Origin of the sequence: Cryobacterium sp. TMS1-13-1 (assembly GCF_004403125.1) — a bacterium.
GTDB classification, from domain to species: Bacteria; Actinomycetota; Actinomycetes; order Actinomycetales; family Microbacteriaceae; genus Cryobacterium; species Cryobacterium levicorallinum.
The window spans coordinates 109049-131792 of record NZ_SOGX01000004.1 but is presented as its reverse complement, the minus strand read 5'-3'; the positions used below and the strand labels follow the sequence as shown (position 1 = coordinate 131792).

The window sequence follows — 22744 nt, the reverse complement described above, 5'->3', positions numbered from 1 at the left end:
TCGCTCACGTCCCGACTGAGAAGTCCCGATCCACTAAGGCCTCATGTCGGAAGCACTAGCCGCACCCTCGGTCCGTATCATCAGGACCCGCCCGGGTGGAGACACCAAGAACCCCACAACCGAATACTCCGCACTCCTGCACACCGTGCGCAATCTGGGCCTGCTCGGCCGGCGCACCGGTTTCTATTGGATGGTGTTCTCCATCCTCGTCGTCGCCACGGGCGGCGCTATTGCCGGCTTCGTTCTGCTCGGTGACACCTGGTATCAGCTGATCATCGCCGCAGCCCTCGGCCTTATCTTTACCCAGTTCGCTTTCTTGGCGCACGAAGCTTCCCACCGTGCCGTGTTCACCTCCGGCAAAGCCAACGACCGAGCCGGTCGCATCCTGGCCAACCTGTTCGTCGGCATCAGCTACGCCTGGTGGATGACCAAGCACAGCCGGCACCACGCCAACCCGAACGTCATTGGCAAGGACCCCGACATCGAGCCCGACTTCATTGTGTTCCGCGAGGAAGACGCCAAGAAGGTCAGCCGCCTCGGCGCGCTCGTCACCCGCAAGCAGGGCTACTTCTTCTTTCCGCTATTGATGTTCGAAGGCATCAACCTGCACATTCAGGGCTTCAAGACGGTCTTCGGCAAGCACAAGGTCGACCAGCGCTGGATCGAGATCACGATGCTCGTCACCCGCATCTCGCTCTACCTCGCCGTCATCTTCTTCTTTCTGCCGCTCGGCATGGCCTTCGCCTTCGTCGGCGTGCAGATGGCCGTGTTCGGCGTCTACATGGGTGCATCCTTTGCCCCCAACCACAAGGGGATGCCGCAGCTTCCGGCCGAAAGCAAGGTCGACTTTCTGCGCCGCCAGGTGCTGACCAGCCGCAATATTCGCGGTGGCACCTTCATCGACACCTATATGGGCGGGCTCAATTACCAGATTGAGCACCACCTGTTTCCGAACATGGCCCGGCCGCACCTGCGCAAGGCGCAGGAAATCGCCAAGGAATACTGCCAGTCGCACGACGTGAAGTACACCGAGACCGGCGTCTTCGAAAGCTACGGCATCGTCATCGCTTACCTCAACAAGGTCGGCCTGGCCGCTCGTGACCCGTTCGACTGCCCGATGACCGCACGGTTCCGCACGCACTAGTTCCACAGCACCGAATACGAAGGCCGTCTCTCCGGAGGCGGCCTTCGTGCATCGCAGCTGGACAATTTCTGAGAATGTGTCAAATGGGTATTGTTCAGTGTCAGAGCTTGCTGCTGGCCGCCGCCCTGCTCGCGCCGGTTGGTCTAGCCCTGGCCATTCCACAGTCGGCCCAGGCCATCGATGACGGAACCCTGGGCATCCGTCCCCACTCGAGTCTGACTTCGTTCACATTGCTCTCGCGCCAGGGCGCCTTCGCCCTGGCGGCGCAGGCAGACACGAGCGTGGGAGTGGGCGCCTGGGTCGCCCTCGACGCTGGGGAAATCACCGTTCCGGCCAACCCTTTCCGCTCCAACTTGGCCGGCGTTTATGGCAACACCGTCACCCCGTACATCGCGACCATCACCTTCACGATCGCCTAACGAACGGTTCGCCCCTAGCTATTGAGTCCTCTTGTACCGCAAGGGGGGCTCGAGTATTTAACCCGCGACGCCGTTCTGGCCGGCCTCCGGGACTGCGCCCCGAGACCTGCGATCCGAGCGACGTGCGCGCGGCCTGGTCCGCCCTCGACACCGGCGCGACCATCACACCGCTCGGCGGGCACACGATCCCGATCCAACAGAGCGATGTGCAGTTCGAACCGCACACCCGGCTCCCCGGGCATCCGAACGCGCTGACCCTGTCCGCGTTTGGAGCCCGGCTGGCGCTGCACGGCGACGGGACCCACCTGGTCTCCCTCGATACGGTGATCGAAACCATGCGCCAAACCGGACTCGACATGATGACGAAGTACAAGGAAACCAGCGAGGTGGCCTCGAGGTCAACGTGATCGAGTGCTGATCTGATCCCCACATGGGGGTAGTGATGCCTGTCTAACCGGACCGGTCTCCCCCTAAGCTGGCTAAACGCGTGGGTCGGCCGGGCCGCACCGTCTTGCTTTGAAGGGTTCCACCATTCGCACCGTTTTCGCACGCCGCCCCCGGGGCATCGCCGTCGCTGCCCTCCTGCTCGTTGCGCTGGTCGGCTGCGCCGGTGAACCAGCACCCGCGGTGACGGTGACCATCACGCCGAGCGTCGCACCGACGCCTTCGCCCACGCCAACCCCGATGCCAACGCCCACTCCGACACCCACGGAGGAAGCGGCACTGATTCCCAACCCGGAAGTTCCCGATCTCGTGCCGAACGCGGAACCCGTGCCGCTGCCCCAGGGGCCGGCCGTCGACCTCGGCAGCACACCCGGGGCGCGCGGCACCACGATGTCCGATGGTGCCGGCGCGCTGCTCACTTACACGGTCATCGAAGGTGACGCATTCTTCGATATCGCCCAGCGATTCAATATCCCGGTGCAGCTATTGCTCACCATGAATCCCTCCGTGCCCGGACTCGGCGAGAACATCTACATCAAACAGAAAATCAACCTCGATTGGACCACGACGCTGTAGCTGTGTGTCTCTGAATGACCTGAACCGACTCCGGTTCCGACCGGTGTCGGCGGCCACCGCTAGCCTTGAATTATGACTTCACCCGTGCCGTCCTCGCTCGTCGTGTCCAGCCCCATTGTGTCCACGCAATGGCTGGCCGACCATCTCGGTTCCGACAATCTGGTCATTCTCGACGCCACCGTGTTTGCCCTGGCACCCGTCACCCCAGATGGGCCGCGTTACCTCAGTGGGCGCGAGGACTACCTCACCAAGGGACACATCCCCGGTGCCGTGTTCGCCGACCTGTTCGACGTTTTCTCCGACCCGACCGGCGAATTCGACTTCTCGCGGCCGAACGCCGAACTGTTTGAAGCGGCCGCAGCGTCCGTCGGCATTGACAATGAGACCACGGTGGTCGTCTACGACGCCGTCGTCGGTCAATGGGCGGCGCGCATCTGGTGGCTGTTCCGATCCTTCGGCTACGACGATGTCGCCGTGCTCGACGGTGGCCTGACCAAGTGGCACGCCGAAACGCGCCCGTACGCCACCGGTGGCGCCCGCCCGCGGGTCGCCGGCGGCACGCACCCAAGATTCGCCGGCAGCTTTGTAGCAACGCCGCGGCCCGAGCTGTGGGTCGACAAGAGCTTTGTCGAGTCGATCGTCGCCGGCCAAGCGGATGCCGCCCTCGTCTGCTCGCTACCGCCGGCGGAGTTCGCCGGTACGGCCGGAACCCGCCCGCGCGCCGGCCACATTCCAGGCAGCATCAGCCTGCCAGCCGCGAAGCTCGTCGACCCCGTCACGAACGCGTTCCTCCGTGGTGACGCGCTCAAGGCGACCCTCGCGCCCACCGTGACCTCGAGCGCTCACCTCGTGACCTACTGCGGCGGCGGGATCGCCGCGGCGGCCAGCGCTCTCGCGCTCATCCGCGCCGGCAACGAGCACGTCTCGATCTATGACGGGTCGCTCAACGAGTGGACGGCCGACGCGGCCGCGCCACTGAGCGCTCCCGGCGCGTAGCGGCGCAGCACGCCGACACCGCACGAGCGCGCCCGATCTGGGTAGCCGCTACGCCCGTTATCATAGCGGCTACCAGTCTTGGGCGTGGGCGCGGGCGTGGGCGCGGTCAAGGCCCTGTGCGCGGTTAAGGGCGCGGGCGCGGTTAAGGGCGCGGGCGCGCTACAGCCGGTTGACCCCGGTGACGCGCACGACGGCTTCGCCGAGCTCGTCGGAGTCGGCGAGGTTCACGCTCGCGCTGATGCCCCAGTCGTGGTCCCCGGCCGGGTCGTCGAGAATCTGGCGCACGGTCCACTCCTCGGCGCCCTCCTCGATCATGAGCAAGTCGGAGCTGCGCGCGTTGCCGCCGGTGAGCAGCTCCTCGTGCTCGGCGAAGTAGCCGTCCATCGCCTCGGCCCAGACGTCACTGGAATAGCCGTGCTCGCGGTCCAGTTCGCCGAGCTGGTCGTAGTGCTCGAGCGCGGCCAACTGCACCCGGCGGAACAGTTCGTTCCGCACCAGAATGCGAAAGGCCCGCGTGTTGGTGGTGAGGCGGCGCGGCGGCGGCGGCAGAATCGCGTGCGATTCGGCGTCGTGCGCGGCGAGGTCGGGGTGCAGCAGCTCCTCCCACTCGTCGAGCAGGCTCGAGTCGACCTGGCGCACGAGCTCGCCGAGCCATTCGATCAGGTCGAGCAGGTCTTCGTTCTTAGCCTCGTCGGGAATGGTCTGCCGGGCCGCCCGGTAGGCGTCAGACAGGTAGCGCAGCACGACGCCCTCGCTGCGGGCGAGCTTGTAGAACGCGATGAATTCCCCGAACGACATGGCCCGCTCATACATGTCGCGCACGACGGTCTTCGGTCGCAGCTCGAAGTCGGCGATCCACGGCTGGGAGGCCTTGTAGGTCTCGAAGGTGTAGTTCAGCAGCTCCTCGAGGGGCTTGGGGTAGGTGATCTCTTCGAGCAGCGCCATCCGCTCGTCGTATTCGATGCCTTCCCGCTTCATCGCATTCACGGCTTCACCGCGGGCGGCGAACTGCTGCCCCATGAGCACCGGCCGCGGGTCGTCCAGGGTAGATTCCAGAATCGAGATCATGTCGAGCGAGTAGGTGGGCGCTTCGGGGTCGAGCAGCTCGAACGCTGCCAGCGCGAACGGCGAGAGCGGCTGGTTGAGCGCAAAGTTGGCCTGCAGGTCGACGGTCAAACGGATGCTGCCGCTCGCGCTCTGCTCCACAATTCCGGCTTCGCGCAGGGTCTTGTAGATGCCCAGCGCGCGCCGGGCCAGCACCAGCTGTCGCCGCCACGGTTCGTGGTTGTCGAAGACCAGCGAATGTACGTGAGCGAAGGCGTCGCCTCCGCGCCCGATCACGTTGATCAGCATCGCCGCGGTCATCTGCATGCTCGACGACAGGGTCTCGGGTTCGGCGTCGACCAGTCGGCGAAAACTCGGTTCGCCCCAGGACACGAAACCGTCGGGTGCCTTCTTGCGCACGATCTTGCGCTTCTTCTTCGGGTCGTCGCCGGCCTTTTCGATGGCCTTGAGGTTGTCGCTCTCGTGCTCCGGCGCCTGGATCACGACCGTGCCGGCGGTGTCGTAGCCGGCCCGCCCGGCCCGCCCGGCGATCTGATGGAACTCGCGCACGTTGACCTGGCGCATTTTCACACCGTCGTACTTGGTGAGCGCGGTGAACAGCACGGTGCGAATGGGCACGTTGATGCCGACGCCGAGGGTGTCGGTGCCGCAGATCACGCGCAGGTAGCCGCGCTGGGCGAGCTGCTCGACCAGCCGACGGTATTTGGGCAGCATGCCGGCGTGGTGCACGCCGATTCCCATGCGAATGAGCCGCGACAGGGTCTTGCCGAAACTCGTGGTGAACCGAAACTCGCCGATCAGTTCGGCGATCACATCACGCTGCTCGCGGGAGGCGACCTTGGCGCTCGCGAGGGCCTGCGCACGCTCCAGGGCGGCCGCCTGGGAAAAGTGCACGATATACACCGGGGCCTTGTCAGTGTGCAGCAATTCTTCGACGGTTTCGTGCACGGGCGTCTGCTCGTAGTAGTAGCTGAGTGGGACCGGGCGTTCCACCCCGGTGACGACGGCCGTGTCCCGTCCGGTACGCCGGGTCAGGTCGTCGCTGATGAACTTCACGTCACCGAGCGTGGCCGACATGAGGATGAACTGCACCCGCGGCAGTAACAGCAGCGGCACCTGCCAGGCCCAGCCGCGCTCCGGGTCACCGTAGAAGTGAAATTCGTCCATCACGACGAGGTCGACCTCGGTATCCTCACCGTTGCGCAACGCCAGGTTGGCGAGGATCTCCGCCGTGCAGCAGATGATCGGAGCGTCGGCGTTGACGCTCGAATCGCCGGTCATCATGCCGACGTTCTCCGCTCCGAAGGTCTCCACCAGGGAGAAGAACTTTTCGCTCACCAGGGCCTTGATCGGCGCGGTGTAGAAGCTGCGCTTGCCGGCCGAGAGCGCGGCGAAGTGGGCCCCGACTGCCACGAGTGACTTGCCGGTTCCGGTCGGTGTGCTCAAAATGAGGTTGGCACCGGAGACGATTTCGATGACCGCTTCCTCCTGCGCCGGGTACAGGGTGAGGCCCTGCTCGGCCGCCCAGCTTTCGAACGCCTCGAAGAGAACGTCGGGGTCGGTTTCGTTTTCGAGGCGCTCAAGCACAGACATAGTCCCTCAAGACTGCACTACCGCGCGCACAAGATGTGACGGATGTCTGACGAAACTGATCCTGCGCCCCCGCTGGGTGGTAATCACAGCAGCCCGTTCTAGGCTGGCGACATGGTCTATGTCACCCCGGACACCGCTGCTGTTGCCACGCCAAGTCGTGCCCGGTCACTCTGGCGCCCGGCGGCTGCCGGGCTCGCCGCGGCGCTGGCTGGCCTCGGGCTGGCCGAGCTGACTGCCGCGTGGATCGCCCCCGGCTCGAGCCCGGTGCTCACGGTCGGCGCGCTCGTCATCGACATCGTTCCTGCCGGCGTCAAAGACCTGGTGATCGGCCTGTTCGGCACGGCCGACAAGATCGTGCTGATCGTCACCATCGTGCTCGTGCTGCTGGTACTCGCCACCCTCGCCGGAATCCTGGAGAGCCGACGCCCGCCGTTCGGCCGACTGCTCGTCGTACTCATCGGCGGAATCGCCCTGTTCGCGGCGCTGTCCCGCTCGAGCGCCTCTACCCTCGACGCGGTGCCCGCCGTCGTCGCCATGGGGGTCGCCGCGATCGCGCTGACCCTTCTCACGACCCGGTTGCCGCGATCCGCAGCGGAACCGGCCGGCGCACCCCGCGACCTGAACGGCCCTGACCGTCGTCGGTTTCTCGTCTACACCGGCGTGATCGCCGGCATCGGGCTGCTCGCCCTGGCCGGCGGCCAGATCAGCGCGGCAGCGACCCGGGCAGCGGATGCCGCGCGCGCGCTGTTCACGCTGCCACCGGCATCCGTTCGACAAGCCGCCATACCGGCCGGGGCGAGCCTTGACGTGGCGGGCATCACCCCGCTGATCACCCCGAACGCCGACTTTTACCGCATCGATACCGCCCTCAGCGTGCCGCGCATCGACCCGCGCGACTGGCGGCTGAAGATCACCGGAATGGTCGAGAACGAGGTCGAGATCGACTTCGCCGAACTGCTCGCCCTGCCGCTCGAAGAGAGCACAACGACGCTCGCCTGCGTCTCCAACTATGTCGGCGGCGACCTGATCGGCAATGCCACCTGGCTCGGCTATCCGATTCGCGAGTTGCTGGCCCGGGCGAAACCGCAGACCGGCGCCGACATGGTGCTCTCCCGAAGCCAGGACGGTTTCACCGCCGGCACCCCGATCGAGGCGCTGACCGACGGGCGCAACGCCATTCTGGCGGTCGGCATGAACGGCGAACCGCTGCCGCTCGAACACGGCTACCCGGTGCGCATGGTGGTACCCGGCCTGTATGGCTACGTGTCAGCGACAAAGTGGGTGGTGGAACTCAAGCTCACGCGCTTCGCCGATGAGCAGGGTTACTGGACGCCGCGCGGTTGGTCCGCCCTCGGGCCGGTCAAAGTATCCTCGCGCATCGACGTACCGCGCGCCGGAACGTCGGCTACGGCCGGGTCGGTCGTCATTGCCGGTGTCGCCTGGTCCCAGCACGTGGGCGTGAGCGCCGTCGCGGTGCAGATCGACGACGGCCCCTGGCAGGACGCTACGCTCGCCGACGCGATCTCAGTCGACACCTGGCGGCAGTGGGCGTACACCTGGACCGACGCCATCGCCGGCGAACACACCGTAAGGGTGCGGGCAACGGATGCCGCCGGCTTCGTGCAAACGTCGGCCACAGCCGACGTCGCCCCCGACGGCGCCACCGGACTGCACGAAGTCACGGTGTCTGTCTCGGCCTGACGAAGGCCGACCGTACGGGGCAAAACCGTACGGGAAAAGACCGTACGAGTTGGAACCGTGTGGTTAGAACGGTGTGGGTGTGGAGGGTGTGCTGGCCCGGTCGTGGTTGGGGACGGTGAGGTCGGCCCAGATGTCGACGGGTCGCTTGGTGGTGTTTTCTGCTGGGCCGCGTTCGCTCGCTGCTGCAGCGGAGTTGGGGCCGAGCCGTGTGGTGGGATGCGTTGCATAGTGTTTGCCGGCGGGGCTGGTCCAGTGCATGATGCCGTCGGCAGTTTGCTGCACGTCCCAACCCGACTCTGTTTGCAGAGGTGTGCGGCAGGCCCGTCTTGCGGCCTACGACCGTGAGCAAGAGCACCGACACCCCACGGATGCTCCCGCCGATGCGCCCCCGGCTGCGTCGGTACAGCAGCACCGGCATCCGCATCAGCGTGCGCCGCAGCCCGGCCGTCAGGCCCACGTCAGTTGCCCACGTAGGCGGCCCGCAGCCAGCCCAGGAGTTCGGCGTCGACCTCGGCGAGACTGGCCACCGACACCTTATGGGTGCTCATGCCGCCTGCCAGCAGCAGGCGTTCGGTCGCGGGGGCACCCGCCAAATTGATGCCAAGCTGCAGTCGTTTGGCGCTGGCCGCTTCGATCAGGGCGAATTGCTTGTGGCGGCGCAGCGAGACGCTGGACTTCTTCGGCGCAATCTCCACATTGGAACCAAAACCGGCGACTGCAGCGATCAGCTCGACTTAGATCGGCCGCAGCACAGACTTCGGGCCGATGTACTGAGCGTCGACGAGCGCCTCGTCGGTCTGCGAGACACCGCGCGCCCAAAACTGCAGCACGATACCGTTCGCGAAGCCGTGGCTGAGCCCGTGCTCGGTCTTCAGATGCTTCATCAGATCCGTGTGTTTGTCGAGACCGGCGGCCTCCAGCACTGTGAACCAGTCGGTGAGGCTTCGGCCGCTGTTTTGGGGGGAGATTGTCAATCATCGACTGGGTAGCAGCATCCATGGCACCATGTAAAATACCGATCGAGCGGATGCCGGCAGGCCCGGCGCGCAGAACCCCGCGAACCCCTGGTCGGCTTCGATCAGGGGTTCGCGGGGCTGCGAGGATGAGCTAGCCGTTGGCCCCGCTCGTGTTGATCACGCCGTTGACGCCGGCAGGGAAGAACCCGCCCGAACGCACCGGGGCCGCGTTGAGATACGTGATGTTAAGCACCTGGGCGGCGCTGCGGCTGAAAGCCAGACCGTTGGCATCGGTCGGCACGAGGTTCGCCTTCGACGCGTTGCCAATGCCCTGGTCGAGGTCGGACGAACCATCGACGGCGTCGCGCACATCGGAGATCGCCTGGGCGGTCGTGTAGACCGACGGCAGGGCAATACCGAGCGCGTAGAGCGTGCTGCGAATGACACCGGCGTGGTACGCCTCGACCGCGAGCAGGCCAGCCGCCGCCTCCAGGAACGTCTTGTTCGAGATCAGAGGCGCTGCGCCCTTGTAGGCGGTCACTCCGACGTCTTCGAAAATGAAGGCACCGAACAGAAAGTTCGCCTCGTTGGCGTAGACGTCGAACTTTTGCCCCGGCTTGACCAGCCCGGCCGCCTGGGCGGCAGCCGTGAAGCTCGCATCGAGGTTGATCTTGGGGCGGGACACGGCGACGCTGCCGAGCGCTGACCGCAGGAAGGCCACGTGCGCCTTCTCGTCGGCGGCGATCTCGTCGGCGTACTTCTTGATAATGGCCGTCTTGAAGTGCACCATGCGACCGCCGGTCACCCCGCCGCGGGTTCCGGTTCCTGTGGTCAGGCCGTCGGGCAGCCCGCTGCCGGTCGTGGCGCGCAGGTAGAACTCAGCCTCGAGGTATTCAAGGTTGAGTGCGAAGTTCAAAATGGAGGCGTCACTGGGTGCGGCTGCTGGTGCCACGGCAGCTTCCGCCGCGAGCGCCGGACCGCCGGTGGCGAGTACCGCCGCTCCCACGCCGAAGCCGGCCACACCGGCAGCCCGCAGAAAGTTGCGGCGGTCCGTGGAATTCTCTGCACTGCGGTTGATTGCATTCGTAATGAAACCCTGATCGAACATCCTTGTTCTCCTGACGTTGTATGAATGTGCCGAGCGTGTCTGAACAGACCTCGTCAACCTACCCGCGCAAAACAGATCGCCCCAACGGCTGGACACGGACGTAAGCAAACGATAAGAACTACGTGCGCTTTAAGCGGATGCTGATCCACGATCAGAGCAGCAGCCCGTCCGCTCCGACGGAAGCCAGGCGCCGGGCGGCCCGGCGGTCGTGCAGCACGGCGATGCCGTAGGCGGCAAAGTAGAGCGCGACCATGGGCACCGCGAGCAGGAACATCGATACGACGTCGGCGGCCGGCGTCGCGATGGCGGTGAACAGAATGATCACGAGGATGGCCACCCGCCAGGATTTGATGACCGAACGGGCGCTGATCACCCCGGCGAAGTTCAGCAGCACGATGAACACCGGCAGCACGAACGCGATGCCGATGGCGATCATGAGTTTGAGCACGAAATCGAAATAGTTCTGGGCGTTGATGAGCGCTGCGTCCTGCTGCGGCGCGAAACTCGTCATGAGCTCGACCACGTGCGGCAGCACGTACCAGCCAGCCGCGCAGCCGATCAGAAATAGCGGAACGGCCGAGAAGAAGAATCCGAAGGTGTATTGCTTCTCGCGGCGGGTCAGCCCGGGTACCAGAAAGGCGAAGATCTGGTAGAGCCACATCGGGCTCGAGACGATCAATCCGACGTAGAACGAGATGCGCAGTTTCAGGTCGAAGGCACTCGTGATGTCGGGGTAGTTGATCTGAGCGTTGCGGTTCTGCGCGCGCACGATCGCATAGATCGGCTCGCGCAGCCCGTCCCAGACGAATCCGGACAGCAGCCAGCCCGCAATCGCACCAACCAGGATTCCGGCAGCGGCGAGAAAAAGGCGCTTGCGCAATTCCAGCAGATGCTGCCCGAGCGACATTTTTCTCTTCTCGGGAGTGCTGCGCACCCCCTGAACCACCATCAGGCTTTCGGGTGTGATACACCGCGCGAGTCTGTACTGGGGCTGCCCTGGGCGCTCGTGCTGCCGTCGGTGTGGTCGTCTGGCCGGCTTTCGTCGGTACGGTCCGACGTGATCTCGCTCTTGAAGATCTTCATCGACTGGCCGAGACTGCGGGCGAGCCCCGGCAGCTTCGGAGCGCCGAACAACAACAGGATCACAACGAGAATGATCAGAAAATGCCATCCGGTCAGGTTGCCCAGCATATGAATTCTCCTTCGAATCAAGTCGGTCGTGCAGCAGTGTAACCGCCGCAGCACCGAAAAATCCGGGAAAAGCTCAGTATTTCCTGCGGCCGTAAGGTTTCTGCAAGCCGGTTATCGTCAGCTGGCTGACTCGGCCGTCGCCGCGGCGAAGCGCTCGAGAACATCCCCGATCCGCGCTTTGCAGCCGCCACATCCGGTGCCGGCGCGAGTGGCCGCACCGATGCAGGCGATGGTGGTGTTGCCGGCTTCGGCAGAGTCGGCAATGGCGCCGACGGTGACGCCGTTGCACCAGCACACGGTCGCGTCCCGCGCGAACGCGCTGCCAGCCTCGGGCTCGTAGTCCGGTCCGTCGTAGCGCAGCAGTACAGAGCGGTCCGCCGGCAGCTCACTGCCGCGCTCGAACAGCAGGATCAGCTCGGCGGCCGTGCGCGGCATCCCGACGCAGACGAAGCCGTCGAGAATGCCGTCGCGGGTGACCATTTTCACATAGCGGCCGTGCTCAGGGTCGGCCCACTGCGACACGTGCAGCGGAGCGGATGCACACCCCGCAGCGTGGTCGTCGACTGAAAGGTCCCAGGGGTCGGCGGAGGTGTTGCCGACCGAGACGACGTCGATTCCCTCGGCTTTGAGCATGACGACGGCCGAAGCGGATGCCGCGAGCGCCGCCGTGTCGGGCCGGTCCAGCACCTCGGCGGTGAATCGTGCGGCGAGCCAGTCGGCCTGGCGCCAGCCCGGACCGATCAGGCCGCTCGGCCCGCCGGCCGGCAGCGCCGTCGAATCGCCGGCGCGGGGCGCGGCTGCCACGTGGGCACAGTCGCCGATCGCGTAGATGCGCGCGTCGGTCCAGCTCTGCAGATTCTCATCGACCAGGATCCCGGTCGAGACCGGCAATCCGGCCAGCTGGGCCAGTTCAGTGCGGGCGCCGACCCCGCAGGAGAGCAGCAGCAGGTCGCCATGAATCTGTTTGCCATCGGCGCAGATCAGGGCGTCGAAGCGGTCGACGCCGTCGTCGTCCTGGTGAAACAGCAGGCTTTCGGCGCGGGAGTGGTTGACCATGGTGACGCCGGCCCGCCGGGCGCTCTGGGCGAGCACGCTGCCGCCGCCCCGGTCGAGGTTGCGCGCCATCGGAATCTCTCCGTGGTAGACGACGCAGGCCTCTCCCCCGGCGGCGGCAGCGGCGAGCGCGATCTCCATGCCGAGCACGCCGGCGCCGAGCACGACGATGCGTTTGCCGGCCGTCACTGCTGCGAGTACCCGCTCAGCGTCGTCCAGGTCGCGCAACACGGTGACCCCGCGCGGGAGCGGAGCGCCGCTTGTGTCGAGGGTGGCGGCATCCGCTGGAGGTATCTGGCGGTCTCGGCGCACCCGGGTGACGCCGTCGAGCGTGGGGATGTTGGCGCGGGCGCCGGTCGCGAGCACGAGCCGATCGTAGGGCAGCAGGGTGCCATCGCTGAGGGACACCGCCCGGCGGCTGCGCAAAATGGCCGTGACACTCACACCGCGGCGCAGGTGCACGCCGGCCTCCCGGGCGGCGGGCGTGTCGGTGATATCCAGGCTCTCCCGGTCGGCGTTGCCGACGGCATATTCGGCGATCAGCACCCGGTTGTAGGCGTCGGCGCTCTCGGCCCCGACCACGGTCAGGGTGGCCGCGCCCTGGCGCACGAGCGGCAGCAGCTCTTCAACGAAACGGGCACCGACCGGGCCGTAGCCGACCAGCACGATGCGCTCGGGTTGCTCAGACATGGGCGCCTGCTTCCACGAGTGCTTTCACTCGAACGGTCGTCTTCTTGAATTCGGGCATGCCGCTGATGGGGTCGGTCTCGTCATCGGTCAGCAGGTTGGCGCGCTGGTCGCCGGCAAAGTGAAACGGTAGAAACACCGTGTCGAAGCGGATGTCGGTGCTCACCTGGGCGCGGCAGCGCACCGTTCCGCGGTCGTTGCTGACTTCGACCCAGCCCTCGTCCTCGATCCCAAGCTGCCCGGCGGTGGCCGGGTGCAGCTGCAGGCGGGCCTCCGGCTGGGCATCGGCCAGTTCTTTCACCCGCCGGGTCTGGGTTCCGCTCTGATAGTGCTCGAGCAGGCGACCGGTGATCAGAGTCAGGGTGCCGCCGACCTGGGCCGGAGCGCCGAGGCGCCGCGCCGTGACGGCGACGAGGTGCGCGCGGCCGTCGGGGTGGGCGAAGCGATCCAGAAAGAGCCGCGGCGTTCCGGTGGACCCGACCGGGTAGGGCCAGAAGGCCGGTTCCTCGGAGTCGAGCAGGGCATAGCTCAGGCCGGAGTAGTCGGCCAGCCCGCCCGCGGAGGCCTGGCAGAGTTCGTCGAACACCGCAGCCGCCTCGGCACTGAAGGTTCCCGGGGAATTCAGCCGTCTGGCGAGTTCCTGCCAGATCCACAGTTCGCTGCGCACTCCCCCCGGAGCCTCGACGGCCTGGCGACGACGAATGACGCGGCCCTCGAGCGACGTCATGGTCCCCTCTTCCTCGGCCCACTGGGTCACCGGCAGCACCACGTCCGCCAGCACCGCGGTTTCGGAGAAGAAAAAGTCGGCCACGACCAGAAAGTCGAGCGTTTTGAGGGCGGCCCGCACTCGGTCAGCGTTCGGCGCGGAGACGACGACGTTGGAGCCGTGCACGAGCAGACAGCGGATGCCGCCCGGCTCGCCGAGTGCGCTCAGCAGCTCGACCGCGGGCAGGCCCACACCGGGCAAGCTGTCGGGGTCGACGCCCCAGACCCCGGCGACGTGGGCCCGGGCGGCAGGGTCGGTGATCTTGCGGTAGCCCGGTAGCTGGTCGCACTTCTGCCCGTGCTCGCGACCGCCCTGCCCGTTGCCCTGGCCGGTGAGGGTGCCGTAGCCGGAATGGCTCGTGCCGACGAGGCCGAGCACGAGGCTGAGGTTGATGGCCGCGGTGGCTGTGTCGGTGCCGTCGGCGTGCTGCTCAACGCCGCGCCCGGTGAGGATATAGGTGCCGGCGCCGGTCGCTGCTCCGCGGGCAGCCCCGGCGGCGAGGCGGCGGGCGAGGTCGCGCAGCTGCCAGACCGGAACGCCGGTCTGTTCCTGCACGCGGGTCGGCCACCACTGGCTCACGCTGCGGCGCAGGGCGTCGAACCCGGTGGTGCGGGCTGCGAGGTAGTCCTGGTCGGCGAGTTTCTCGGCGATGACGATGTGGGTCAGCCCGAGCAGCAGCACGAGGTCGCTGCCCGGGGTCGGCTGCACGTGCATGCCGGCGCCGTCCGCGGTGAGCCGGGCGGTCGCGGTACGCCGTGGGTCGACGACCACGAGGCCGCCCACGGCGCGGGCTCCGTCGAGGTGGCCAATGAACGGAGGCATGGTCTGTGCCACGTTGGAGCCGAGAATGAGGATGGTGTCGGCCGCATCGAGCTCGTCCACCCGAAACGGCAGCCCGCGGTCGAGGCCGAAGGCACGGTTGCCGGCCGCGGCGGCGCTCGACATGCAGAACCTGCCGTTGTAGTCGATGCGGCTGGAGCGAAGGGCCACCCGAGTGAACTTGCCGAGCTGGTAGGCCTTCTCGTTGGTCAGGCCGCCGCCGCCGAACACGCCGACCGCGTCGGCCCCGAACTCCGCACGGGTCTCGCGCAGCTTCGCGGCGACGAGGTCGAGCGCGTCGCTCCAGGCGGCCGGCTCGAAGGTTCCGTCGGCCTGGCGCAGCAGGGGTTCGAGAATCCGGTCCGGCGAGACGAGCAGTTCGGCCGAGGTCCAGCCCTTCTTACACAGGCCGCCACGGTTGGTCGGAAAGTCCCGGCCCGCGACCGTTACCGCGGCGGCCAGCGAAGCGGAGCCGTCAGCATCCGCTTCTCTCCCAGTCGCAGCAGCGGAGCTCAGTGTCATCGCGCACTGCAAAGCGCAGTACGGGCAGTGGGTGGCGGTCGCGGGCATAGGGTCCTAGATCTTCTGGCCGGCGACGGAGGAACCGCGGCGGAGGTAGACGAACGCGGTAACGCACATCATCACAACATAGGCGATGGCGAAGGCGTAGATCGCGCTGGAATAGTCCCCGGTGGTGGTCCTGGAATAGCCGAGCACCTGCGGAATGATGAACCCGCCGTAGGCGCCGACCGCGGAGATGAGGCCGAGGGCCGCGGCCGTTTTACGCTGGGTGTTGACGTCGCCCGAGTTCTGGTGGGCGTCTTTCACACCACTGCGGGCCGAGAACACGCTCGGAATCATGCGGTAGGTCGAGCCGTTGCCGATTCCGGTGGCGACGAAGATGAGCAGGAAACTGCCGAGGAAGGCCCAAAAGTTACCGAGCGGCAGCACCGCGACGACCACGAGAGCTCCGACGGCCATCACGCCGAAGGCGGCGACGGTGACGGATGCCCCGCCAAAGCGGTCGGCCAGGCGTCCGCCGGCCGGGCGGGCCAGCGAACCGACGAGAGCGCCGATGAAAGCGAGCGACAGGGAGGCGGATGCGACCTGGAAGGTGGAGGAGGCCGGAAACTGGTCGGCGATGAGCTTGGGAAAGACGCTCGCGAAGCCGATGAAGGAGCCGAAGGTGCCGATGTAGAGCACGGCGAGAATCCAGAAGTGCGGTTCCTTGACCGCGGCGATCGAACCGGCGAAGTCGGCCTTGGCGTTGGTGAGATTGTCCATGTACTTCCAGGCGCCCCACATGGCGACGAGGATGAGCGGAATCCAGAACCAGCCGGCGAAGCTGATGTTCAGGGTGCCGACGGCGCCGAGGGTGATCACGATCGGCACGATGAGCTGGGCCATCGAGGCGCCGAGGTTGCCACCTGCGGCATTGAGGCCGAGCGCGTAGCCCTTCTGGCTCTGCGGGTAGAAGTAGGTGATGTTCGACATCGAGCTGGCGAAATTGCCGCCACCGAAGCCGGCGAGCGCGGCGACGAACAGCATGACGCCGAACGGTGTGTCCGGGTTGCCGACGCAGAATCCGAGGGCGGTCGAGGGTATCAGCAGCAGGCCGGCCGAGATGATGGTCCAGTTGCGACCGCCGAACTTGGGCACCATGAACGTGTACGGAAAGCGCAGGGTCGCGCCGACGAGGCTCGGCATCGAGATGAGCCAGAACACCTCGGTGGTGGAGAAGGTGAAACCGGCGGCCGGCAACGACACGACGACGATGCTCCACAGCTGCCAGACCACAAAGCCGAGGAACTCGGCAAAGATCGACCATTTGAGGTTGCGGGCGGCGATGAGCTTGCCGCCCTGTTCCCACTGCTTCTTGTTCTCCGGGTTCCAATTGTCGATCCACCGGCCCGGACGGCGCACGAGCACCGCGGTGTCGGTATCGATCACGTTCGGTGCTGATTCAACGGTGCTGGATGTCATCGAAGTCCCCTCGGGATGAAACGTCAGGCAGCCCGAGCGGCTGGCCATGACTTCGACGTTAGCCAGCGCGTGTTTCCGGCAACCGTGGCACCGGTTACCTTTCGATCACGAGATGATCACACCAGCTCGGGGGACGTGATGGGGCGCTGTTACATGACGGACACAATACGGGCAACGGATGCCGAGGGTGGCAGACTTAGTCAACCTGCGCTCCGCTGTTTGAAAGGCCACCTAATGACGATCACCGCTGCCGCCGACGGTTCTGCCCTCGGAAACCCCGGACCAGCCGGTTGGGCCTGGTACGTCGACGATTCCTCCTGGGCGGCTGGCGGCTGGAAGCACGCGACCAACAACCAGGGTGAGCTCAAGGCCGTGCTCGAACTGTTTCGGGCGACCGCACACATCGACGACGATCTGCTCGTGCTCTGCGACAGCCAGTACGTGATCAACTCCGTCACCAAGTGGATGAAGGGCTGGAAGGCGAAGGGCTGGCGCAAGGGCGACGGCAAACCGGTCATGAATCTGGATTTGCTCAAGGAGATCGACGAGGCCATCGCCGGGCGTCGCTACCGGTTCGAGTGGGTCAAGGGGCACGTCGGGCATCCGCTCAACGAGGCCGCCGACGTGCGTGCGCGCGGCGCGGCCGAGGCGTTTCAGCGCGGCCGTCCGGCACCGGCCGGGCCGGGTTTTCGCGCGGGCGGAGCGGCGGCCGAGCCTGGTGTTAGCGGAGGGCGCGCTGCGACGGCTGCGGCATCCGTCGGTCAGCGCTCGCCGACGTTGACCGCGGACCGGGTGACGGAGCAGGCTTCGGCCTACGCACACGATGAGCTGTTCTCTTTCGACGATCTCGGTCACGACATCGGCGAGGATTTTCGCGACCTGACCGACCCACACGGCACGAGCGCGGTGCGCAGCGCGGGCGAGTTGCACCGGGTGACCCTGTCGCTCAGCGCCGAGGAGCACCAACGCCTGGTGCAGCGGGCCGCTGCCCGCAACGTGACCGTCGAGGAGTACCTACGCGGTCTGATCTAGGGCGTGAGACCATGGAACATGACCGTTTCACCCTTTAATCCCACGCAATTGCACGTTTTCGAGACCGCACTCGGCGAACGCCGCCTCGAACTGACCGAGAAGTCCCAGCGTCTCGCCGACACCTTCGCCGGCGTGCAAAGCTCCCGTAGTGACGGCTCGGCCGATGGCACCCACGACGTTGAGGCTTCCGCGCTGCGCACCGAATGGTCACGCATGTCGGGATTTCAGGGCGAGGCCGTCGAAGAGCTCGCGGCCATCGACCGGGCCCTGCAGCGCATCGTCGATGGCAGCTACGGCCGGTGCGTGCGCGGCGGCGAGATCATCCCAGAGGGCCGGCTGCAGATCAAGCCCGCCGCCGACCTCTGCATCGCCTGCGCCGAGACGGCCGCTCCGCGCCGACGCTAGCTGCACCCACTTTCACGCTACGCGGGAGTTGTGCAGCAGCAGATGCCGCGTCAGCGCACGCCGATCAGCGAGCGCAGCCCGAACTCGGAGACGATGGGGATGCCGTAGTCGCGGGCCTTGCCGGTCTTTCCGGTGAACGACTCCGGGTTGGCGGCGACCAACAGCCGGGTGCGCATCGTGACCGCCGTGCCCAGAGCCAGTCCGCGGGCAACCAATTCTTTGCCCCAGTCGGCGCGGGCGCGGGCCATGTCCCCGGTCAACACGACGATATCGCCGCGTTCCAGCAGTACTTCGTCGATGGAGGTGACCGGTTGACGCGGCGCCAAGGCGGGCGTAGCCAGCGCGGTCGCGACGACCTCAGGGGCAACATCGAGCATGCGGGCGACGGCGATCAGCTCGACCGAATCGGCAATGCTCAGCGCGCCGCTCGACCACGCGACGCGCACGAGGTCTTCGAAGTAGCTGCGGTGCAGGGCTGTGCAGTCGGTCGGGCTGATCCCGCTGACTTCCGCCTGTATGCGCAACTCACGCGTGTCACGAGGCAGAAACACGCGATCGAGCAGACACAGATCGAGCAGGGCGAGATAGTCGAGGTGCTCCTCCGGGCCGGTGTAGTCGGGCAGCTTCACGGTCACCCGGGCGAGAAAACTCGGCGTCGCCAGGACATCCGTGGGTGTCGGGTCGCGGTGCACCCAGGCCGGCGCAGTGCCCGTGGTTGCGCGCGGGAGGGCCGGCCAGACATTCAGCTCGGCCCGGTCGAGGGCGTCGGTCCACGGGGCAGCGCTCGGCGAACCGTGCAGATAGGCCGCCAGCAGGCTCGCACCGGCGACGGCCTGCACGAGTGCTCCAGGGCCGGGCTCGATCTCAATGTCGTAGGCCGCGCAGCAATCCACCAGCAGTCGTCCGGCACCCGGCAGGTAGCTGCGGGCCAGTTGCATGGTGCAGACAGCTTCGAGTCCGCGACCGGGGGCGTAGCCGATCTGGTCGAACTCGCTCATCAGAAAGCCGGTGACGAACTGGGCATTGTGGGTGACCAGCACTCGTCCGCTGAGCAGATCGACCAGGCGCGAAGCGATCTGGGCAAACGTCGGTGCGCGCAGCAGCTCGGCCGTGCTGACGCCATGGTTCGTCGCGCCCCCCACGTTGCTTTCCGGGTTGACGACAGTCTCCCACCGCGCAGTAATGTGACCACCCTCGTCGAGGTGCACCACGGCGACCTCGACGACCCGGTCCCGTTGGTAAGGGAACAGTCCAGTGCTTTTCAAACTTATAACGGCGTATCCACGTTCGGGCATGGTCACACTCCACAATCTTGTGTTGTGAAGTTATCGACAAACCGCCGGCTGTGCGACTTCCCCTTCGGGGGCTTGACGCGTCGCCTGAACCACTGATTTATGCGCAGTGGGTCTCGTCGTGTCGCCAAAAACTGCTCACGCGTTGGGTCTAACCCAGTACGGCCGAGGCTGAACGCTGCAGGCGCGAGCGGACGCTGCTCACGGTTCCGGCAGGCCAGGCGTGCAAGCAGCTTTCGGGCGCGCAATCACAAATTTGCAGCCACGACAACGGGCTGGGCAACGGCGCCCGGGCTAGCGTGCCGGGGCGGCGGCGGTCGCCTTCTTCGCCGAGTTCTTCGGCGGCAGCAGGGTATCGGCCTCTTCGAGGGACATACCGTTCGTCTCGGGAACCTTGCGCAGCACGAACCAGAACGACAACCCGGCGAACAGGGCGTAGAGGCCGTAGGTAATCGGCAGTGAGGCATCCGCCATCGGGGGGAAGCTGACTGTGATCAGGAAGTTCGCGATCCACTGGGCCGCCGCGGCGAGCCCGAGAGCCTTGGCCCGAATCGAGTTCGGGAACATCTCCCCGAGCAACACCCAGACCACGGGACCCCAGGACGCGCCGAACGAGATCACGAACAGGTTGGCCGCAACGAGCGCGATCGGCGCCCACGCCCCCGGCAGGCTCAGCTCGCCGCCCACCGTCACCGACTGGCTGAACGCGATAGCCATGGTGGCGAGCGACACCGTCATGCCGATGGAACCGGTGAGCAGAATCGGTCGCCGTCCGATCCGGTCGACCAGGGCGATCGCGACCAGGGTAACCAGGATGTTGGTCACCGAGGTGATCACCGAGATGGTCAGCGAGTTGGATTCTTCGAACCCGACGGCCTCCCACAGGGTGGTCGAATAGTAGAAAATCACGTTGATGCCGACGAACTGCTGGAACACCGACAGTATGATACCGACCCAGACGATCGGCTTCAGCCCGAAGGTACTCCCCCGCAGCGAGCCCGATTTCTGGGATCGCGCGTCGACCTCGATCGACCGGCGCATGTCGCGAATCTCGCGATCGACGTCGCCGCTCGGCCAGAGCCGGGTGAAGACGGCGCGGGCATCCGCTTCTTTATCTTTCAGAATGAGAAAACGCGGGGATTCCGGCAGGATGAACGCGATTCCGCCGTAGACGATGGCCGGAACCGCGCCGGCCAGGAACATCCAGCGCCAGGCTTCGAGGCCGAACCAGAACTCGCTGCCGGCGCCGCCGGCGCTCTCGGCGAACAGGGCATCGGAGAGCAGGGCGGTGAAGATTCCGAGGGTGATCGCGAGCTGCTGCAGCGAGCCCAGGCGCCCGCGCATCTGCCGCGGTGAGATCTCGGCAATATAGGCCGGTGCGACAACGGATGCGAGACCGATTCCGAGTCCGCCGACCACCCGCCAGATGATCAGGTCGACGACGCCGAAGGCGAAGCCGGAGCCGATCGAGCTGACCAGGAACACCACGCCGCCGAGCACCATCATGGGTATGCGGCCGTAACGGTCGGCGAAGCGCCCGCCGAAGAACGCTCCGGCCGCGGCGCCGAGCAGCGCGCAGGCCACGGCGAACCCGGTCAGGGTGGCGTTCAGCCCGAATTCCTGCTGCACCGCGTTGACGGCCCCGTTGATGACCGAGGAGTCGAAGCCGAACAGAAACCCGCCGAGGGCACCGGCGATGGCCAGCGCGATGACCTTTCGGTTCGTGCTCGGGATGCCACGGTCGGTCGTGGATGTCGTGCTGTCGGTCAAGTTCCGCCCCCTGGGTCAGGTGACCCGCACTGTGCGCGCGCGTCTGGTGCATCGATTGTGCAACCTGACTAGCCTACTTCGGGTGCCACTCGTTTCTGACGTCCTGCCCTCAGCCTTCGCCGATGTCCGCGTTCCTCTGGTCGAGCTGGTCGAGACCGCGCTGCGCAGGACGCGAGCGAGACTGTCACAGACCCATCCGACCCGGTAGCGGCGTCGCGCATCGCGGTGGCGCTCACTTCTCCCAGTGGGGTTTCTCCGCTGGGGTGGCGGCACGGTTTTGACCGGCGGGGCGCCAGGTTTGGGTGGGGTCGAAGATGAGGGGGCCGCGCACCCAGGGGCGTCCGTCTCGCATGTCGATGTCCCATCCGGACGTTTCGATGCTGGCATGCCCGGCATTACAGATGAGAACGGCGTTATCGATATTTGTCAGACCGCCCTCACTCCAGGGAATAACGTGGTGAGCCTGCGTCAGGTGCGGCGGCACGGTGCAGCCGGGGATGACACAGCCACCATCACGGGCGGCTAATGCTCGGCGTTGACTGTTGGTGAAAAACCGGTTGCTGGTGCCGAGGTGCAAAACCTGACCCTGGTGGCCGAACAGGACGGGCTGATACCCGCCGGCGCAGACGAGGTCGTCGACTTGTTCGACGGTGAGGGGTCCGTTGATGCCGTCGATCCAGCCGGCGCCGCGCCCGGAAGCCCCTCGGTTTCGGGCGTGATCGCANCCGCACCCGGAAGCCCCTCGGTTTCGGGCGTGATCGCACCGGACCCACTCGCCACGAGAGAGCGTTCGACCCGGTCGAGGTCATCAACCAGAACCGAGGAACGTAGGCCGTCGAGAACCTTCACGATCACCCGGGCCTGCTCCACTCCAAGCGCCCCGCCCTGCAAAGCTTCGCCGACAACGGGATAGGTCGGTGTCAGGGGCCGACCGAGCAGCATCCGCTCACGCGCAGTCTTACCCAGCGACGCACGCTGCCGCACCTCACTGCGCGACAACCGGGCCAGGGTCGAGACCAACACGAGGCCGCTACGGCAGCCCAGCCGACGCGTCAGAGACACCGCGCCCGCCGCTTCAATCTCAGTCTGCTGGGCCGTTTTCGCGGCGGCCTTCTTCGCCACGGACGCATCAAAGTACTCGGAACGACGCAGCACATCCGTCGTCGACAGCACCCGGGCCCCATCAACAACCCGGCCCACACTCTCCAGCGCGAGCAACATGCTCAAAGATTCTTCATCACCGAGCAGCCCGAACGACACCCCACCCAACGCCGCCAACAACGCATCCCGCGCCTGCTCCACCGCCACAATAGTGGGGTTCAAACTGGACTCACTCGGGTTTTCCATGAACATGGGCGCCATTGCCTCCTTCCCATGATTCTACCCCAAATCGAACACAAAAACGAGAGAAACTCAGAAATATTCGAGACGGCATTTACGCAACTGTTCGAGACGGCATTTACGCAACTGAAGGTCGTGCACCTTGCTTCTATCTTCAGGAGAGTGATAATCGCTCGTAACGCTCCGCCGAAGTCGGTTGGTGCCAACTTTTTGATGTCGAAACAATAAACGATTCCCAATCACAAATAGCCCCAGCGTCCGCGTCTGCTCCACCGCCCCGCGCACCAGCACCGCGCCAATTCCGCATCGCCGATGTGCGCCCGTCAAGTTATTGAGACAATCTGATTGATTTTTCTTCTACGCCGCTGCCGTTTGGCGGGCGTCGCGGTGAGCGGCCAACGCG

At 66.0% G+C, this 22744-nt stretch carries 21 protein-coding genes and 3 pseudogenes; 9 read left to right on the top strand and 15 right to left on the bottom strand.

Annotation, left to right across the window (positions count from 1 at the left end):
- Positions 1–43: 43 nt before the first annotated feature.
- From E3T31_RS02420 to E3T31_RS02400, 6 genes and pseudogenes are all read left to right on the top strand, one after another.
- A complete protein-coding gene (locus tag E3T31_RS02420; protein WP_134441641.1) occupies positions 44–1144 on the top strand; it encodes an acyl-CoA desaturase in 1101 nt (366 codons plus the stop codon).
- Positions 1145–1227: 83 nt separating this feature from the next.
- A complete protein-coding gene (locus tag E3T31_RS18160) occupies positions 1228–1563 on the top strand; it encodes a hypothetical protein (protein ID WP_241977518.1) in 336 nt (111 codons plus the stop codon).
- 122 nt (positions 1564–1685) lie between these two features.
- A pseudogene (locus tag E3T31_RS18155) lies at positions 1686–1781 on the top strand (hypothetical protein); the annotation flags it as partial.
- Between the two features lie 54 nt (positions 1782–1835).
- Positions 1836–1981: pseudogene (locus tag E3T31_RS02410) on the top strand (L-serine ammonia-lyase, iron-sulfur-dependent, subunit alpha); the annotation flags it as partial.
- Positions 1982–2079: 98 nt separating this feature from the next.
- Positions 2080–2583 (top strand): LysM domain-containing protein, encoded by a 504-nt coding sequence (locus E3T31_RS02405; protein ID WP_134467319.1) that lies wholly within the window; start codon positions 2080–2082, stop codon positions 2581–2583.
- A 72-nt stretch (positions 2584–2655) separates the two neighbouring features.
- Positions 2656–3579: a sulfurtransferase gene (locus E3T31_RS02400; RefSeq protein WP_134467318.1), complete on the top strand. Its 924-nt coding sequence runs from the start codon at positions 2656–2658 to the stop codon at positions 3577–3579.
- A gap of 159 nt (positions 3580–3738) precedes the next feature.
- Here the strand turns inward: E3T31_RS02400 and E3T31_RS02395 are convergent, their stop codons facing one another.
- A complete protein-coding gene (locus tag E3T31_RS02395; protein ID WP_134467317.1) occupies positions 3739–6237 on the bottom strand; it encodes an RNA helicase in 2499 nt (832 codons plus the stop codon).
- Between the two features lie 111 nt (positions 6238–6348).
- On the opposite strand from E3T31_RS02395, the gene E3T31_RS02390 reads away from it, so the two are divergent.
- Positions 6349–7938 carry a molybdopterin-dependent oxidoreductase gene (locus E3T31_RS02390; protein WP_134467316.1) on the top strand — a complete coding sequence of 530 codons (1590 nt, stop codon included), beginning with the start codon at positions 6349–6351 and terminating at the stop codon, positions 7936–7938.
- A gap of 63 nt (positions 7939–8001) precedes the next feature.
- Here the strand turns inward: E3T31_RS02390 and E3T31_RS18150 are convergent, their stop codons facing one another.
- The 10 genes and pseudogenes from E3T31_RS18150 to E3T31_RS02345 all read right to left on the bottom strand — a co-directional run bounded on the left by E3T31_RS18150 (position 8002) and on the right by E3T31_RS02345 (position 16501).
- Complete coding sequence (locus E3T31_RS18150; protein WP_241977516.1) at positions 8002–8220, bottom strand: hypothetical protein; 219 nt, start codon at positions 8218–8220, stop codon at positions 8002–8004.
- A gap of 31 nt (positions 8221–8251) precedes the next feature.
- Positions 8252–8356 (bottom strand): annotated as a pseudogene (locus tag E3T31_RS18605) (nitroreductase/quinone reductase family protein); the annotation flags it as partial.
- A gap of 40 nt (positions 8357–8396) precedes the next feature.
- The gene (locus E3T31_RS02380; protein WP_255454006.1) at positions 8397–8663 is read right to left on the bottom strand and encodes a DUF5655 domain-containing protein; all 267 of its coding nucleotides are present in this window, start codon (positions 8661–8663) and stop codon (positions 8397–8399) included.
- A gap of 9 nt (positions 8664–8672) precedes the next feature.
- Positions 8673–8912, bottom strand: a complete 240-nt coding sequence (locus tag E3T31_RS18475) for a DUF4287 domain-containing protein (protein ID WP_134467314.1) — start codon at positions 8910–8912, stop codon at positions 8673–8675.
- A 133-nt stretch (positions 8913–9045) separates the two neighbouring features.
- The gene (locus tag E3T31_RS02370) at positions 9046–10002 is read right to left on the bottom strand and encodes a ferritin-like domain-containing protein (RefSeq protein ID WP_092451571.1); all 957 of its coding nucleotides are present in this window, start codon (positions 10000–10002) and stop codon (positions 9046–9048) included.
- A gap of 151 nt (positions 10003–10153) precedes the next feature.
- On the bottom strand, positions 10154–10909 hold the full coding sequence (tatC, locus tag E3T31_RS02365) for a twin-arginine translocase subunit TatC (RefSeq protein ID WP_134467313.1): 756 nt from the start codon (positions 10907–10909) through the stop codon (positions 10154–10156).
- Between the two features lie 41 nt (positions 10910–10950).
- Positions 10951–11193 carry a Sec-independent protein translocase subunit TatA gene (gene tatA / locus E3T31_RS02360; protein ID WP_134467312.1) on the bottom strand — a complete coding sequence of 81 codons (243 nt, stop codon included), beginning with the start codon at positions 11191–11193 and terminating at the stop codon, positions 10951–10953.
- A 117-nt stretch (positions 11194–11310) separates the two neighbouring features.
- Positions 11311–12936, bottom strand: coding sequence for an FAD-dependent oxidoreductase (locus E3T31_RS02355; protein WP_134467311.1), 1626 nt, complete (start codon positions 12934–12936; stop codon positions 11311–11313).
- The gene (locus tag E3T31_RS02350; RefSeq protein ID WP_134467310.1) at positions 12929–15088 is read right to left on the bottom strand and encodes a molybdopterin oxidoreductase family protein; all 2160 of its coding nucleotides are present in this window, start codon (positions 15086–15088) and stop codon (positions 12929–12931) included. Before E3T31_RS02350 ends, E3T31_RS02355 begins: the two co-directional genes overlap by 8 nt.
- 6 nt (positions 15089–15094) lie before the next feature.
- Positions 15095–16501, bottom strand: a complete 1407-nt coding sequence (locus E3T31_RS02345; protein ID WP_134467309.1) for an MFS transporter — start codon at positions 16499–16501, stop codon at positions 15095–15097.
- 234 nt (positions 16502–16735) lie between these two features.
- On the opposite strand from E3T31_RS02345, the gene E3T31_RS02340 reads away from it, so the two are divergent.
- Both E3T31_RS02340 and E3T31_RS02335 read left to right on the top strand, forming a co-directional pair.
- Positions 16736–17533, top strand: coding sequence for an RNase H family protein (locus E3T31_RS02340; protein ID WP_134467308.1), 798 nt, complete (start codon positions 16736–16738; stop codon positions 17531–17533).
- 18 nt (positions 17534–17551) lie between these two features.
- Positions 17552–17938, top strand: a complete 387-nt coding sequence (locus E3T31_RS02335) for a TraR/DksA family transcriptional regulator (RefSeq protein ID WP_134467307.1) — start codon at positions 17552–17554, stop codon at positions 17936–17938.
- Between the two features lie 50 nt (positions 17939–17988).
- On the opposite strand, the gene E3T31_RS02330 is transcribed toward E3T31_RS02335, so the two are convergent.
- The 4 genes from E3T31_RS02330 to E3T31_RS02315 all read right to left on the bottom strand — a co-directional run bounded on the left by E3T31_RS02330 (position 17989) and on the right by E3T31_RS02315 (position 22362).
- Complete coding sequence (locus tag E3T31_RS02330; protein ID WP_134467306.1) at positions 17989–19233, bottom strand: exonuclease domain-containing protein; 1245 nt, start codon at positions 19231–19233, stop codon at positions 17989–17991.
- A gap of 291 nt (positions 19234–19524) precedes the next feature.
- Complete coding sequence (locus E3T31_RS02325; protein WP_134467305.1) at positions 19525–21000, bottom strand: sugar porter family MFS transporter; 1476 nt, start codon at positions 20998–21000, stop codon at positions 19525–19527.
- 232 nt (positions 21001–21232) lie between these two features.
- Positions 21233–21484, bottom strand: coding sequence for an HNH endonuclease (locus tag E3T31_RS17625; protein ID WP_166788363.1), 252 nt, complete (start codon positions 21482–21484; stop codon positions 21233–21235).
- A 38-nt stretch (positions 21485–21522) separates the two neighbouring features.
- The gene (locus tag E3T31_RS02315) at positions 21523–22362 is read right to left on the bottom strand and encodes a DUF222 domain-containing protein (RefSeq protein WP_134467303.1); all 840 of its coding nucleotides are present in this window, start codon (positions 22360–22362) and stop codon (positions 21523–21525) included.
- Between the last annotated feature and the right edge of the window lie 382 nt (positions 22363–22744).

What these genes read in the sequence shown, in the direction of transcription:
- E3T31_RS02420 (WP_134441641.1), top strand. Translation starts at nt 44, where the DNA reads ATGTCGGAAGCACTAGCCGCACCCTCGGTCCGTATCATCAGGACCCGC.
- E3T31_RS18160 (WP_241977518.1), top strand. Translation starts at nt 1,228, where the DNA reads ATGGGTATTGTTCAGTGTCAGAGCTTGCTGCTGGCCGCCGCCCTGCTC.
- E3T31_RS02400 (WP_134467318.1), top strand. Translation starts at nt 2,656, where the DNA reads ATGACTTCACCCGTGCCGTCCTCGCTCGTCGTGTCCAGCCCCATTGTG.
- E3T31_RS02395 (WP_134467317.1), bottom strand. Translation starts at nt 6,237, where the DNA reads ATGTCTGTGCTTGAGCGCCTCGAAAACGAAACCGACCCCGACGTTCTC.
- E3T31_RS02390 (WP_134467316.1), top strand. Translation starts at nt 6,349, where the DNA reads ATGGTCTATGTCACCCCGGACACCGCTGCTGTTGCCACGCCAAGTCGT.
- E3T31_RS02370 (WP_092451571.1), bottom strand. Translation starts at nt 10,002, where the DNA reads ATGTTCGATCAGGGTTTCATTACGAATGCAATCAACCGCAGTGCAGAG.
- tatC (WP_134467313.1), bottom strand. Translation starts at nt 10,909, where the DNA reads ATGTCGCTCGGGCAGCATCTGCTGGAATTGCGCAAGCGCCTTTTTCTC.
- tatA (WP_134467312.1), bottom strand. Translation starts at nt 11,193, where the DNA reads ATGCTGGGCAACCTGACCGGATGGCATTTTCTGATCATTCTCGTTGTG.
- E3T31_RS02355 (WP_134467311.1), bottom strand. Translation starts at nt 12,936, where the DNA reads ATGTCTGAGCAACCCGAGCGCATCGTGCTGGTCGGCTACGGCCCGGTC.
- E3T31_RS02350 (WP_134467310.1), bottom strand. Translation starts at nt 15,088, where the DNA reads ATGCCCGCGACCGCCACCCACTGCCCGTACTGCGCTTTGCAGTGCGCG.
- E3T31_RS02345 (WP_134467309.1), bottom strand. Translation starts at nt 16,501, where the DNA reads ATGACATCCAGCACCGTTGAATCAGCACCGAACGTGATCGATACCGAC.
- E3T31_RS02340 (WP_134467308.1), top strand. Translation starts at nt 16,736, where the DNA reads ATGACGATCACCGCTGCCGCCGACGGTTCTGCCCTCGGAAACCCCGGA.
- E3T31_RS02335 (WP_134467307.1), top strand. Translation starts at nt 17,552, where the DNA reads ATGACCGTTTCACCCTTTAATCCCACGCAATTGCACGTTTTCGAGACC.
- E3T31_RS02330 (WP_134467306.1), bottom strand. Translation starts at nt 19,233, where the DNA reads ATGCCCGAACGTGGATACGCCGTTATAAGTTTGAAAAGCACTGGACTG.